An 862-nucleotide genomic window follows, 5' to 3' on the forward strand; every position below is an offset into this window, starting at 1 on the left:
ATCACTTCGCTAAGACCATAGGGGTCCTCGAACAGCGTCGTGATATCCCGAAACATGATGCCCTTTTTCGGGTAATCGGGAATGGTACGAATCAACGACTTGATCGACATGGGATACTCCGGCCAGATATCAGGAAATACGACGTCGCAGATCAAAAGCCATGAATATCACGGCCAGATCACATACGGCGTCACTTGATGCCTGAAACAGAGTGAATTGGCAAGGTACATCCCATAACCCGCACCTTGCCGGAGCCGAGCTTTTAACCGCGTCAAGCCGCGTGCGGTGTGGACAGACGCGGGTTGATATGTGCGACAGACGGTACCGCCGCAACAAAGTCATTGGCGAGCTTCTTGCTGATTTCTGCTCGTGTTCCACGCGGCAAGCCGGTTTGCGCCGCCTGACGATTGCCCCAAACGGCCCGGTAAAGGCGATAATCATGGTCGTTGATCTGACCGAATACTTTTTCGACTTCCATCAGAGTCTGGACGTAACTCTTTTTCATGTCAGTCATCCTGTTGCTCGTTGGTTTTCGACGGTTTTGCCCATCGAATTTTGTCGCATCCATTTTTCTGATGCGGCGTTTACAGAAGCCATATAGTCCTAACTTCATGGCCGCTCAACTGCAGCACGGTGACAAGATCAGGAAGAATTTGTGACAGTTTGCCCAATTCTTCCGATGCCGCAAAATCAGCCTTTCCTGAGGTTAGAAGATTTGTGCCAGTTTGCGGCTTGCCAGCCATATAAAAACGGCCCGTCTTCAAAACAGAAGACAGGCCGAAAAAATTTCGATCAATGCGCAAAAGACGCGCCTAAAACGCTAGTTCAGCTTTTTGGCCGCTTCGGCCTGCTTGGCTTCTTC

2 protein-coding genes are annotated in these 862 nt (G+C 50.5%); one reads left to right on the plus strand and one right to left on the minus strand.

What is annotated here, in order from left to right; translation table 11 throughout:
- Positions 1-271 precede the first annotated feature (271 nt).
- Positions 272-505 (minus strand): hypothetical protein, encoded by a 234-nt coding sequence (locus B3Z49_RS11035; RefSeq protein WP_008890909.1) that lies wholly within the window; start codon positions 503-505, stop codon positions 272-274.
- Positions 506-655: 150 nt separating this feature from the next.
- On the opposite strand from B3Z49_RS11035, the gene B3Z49_RS11040 reads away from it, so the two are divergent.
- Positions 656-862 (plus strand): hypothetical protein (locus B3Z49_RS11040; RefSeq protein ID WP_296990815.1); only part of this gene is annotated, 207 nt, incomplete at its 3' end.

It is taken from the genome of Thalassospira sp. UBA1131, from assembly GCF_002311515.1.
In the GTDB taxonomy this organism is placed as follows: Bacteria; Pseudomonadota; Alphaproteobacteria; order Rhodospirillales; family Thalassospiraceae; genus Thalassospira.

What these genes read in the sequence shown, in the direction of transcription:
- B3Z49_RS11035 (WP_008890909.1), bottom strand. Translation starts at nt 505, where the DNA reads ATGAAAAAGAGTTACGTCCAGACTCTGATGGAAGTCGAAAAAGTATTC.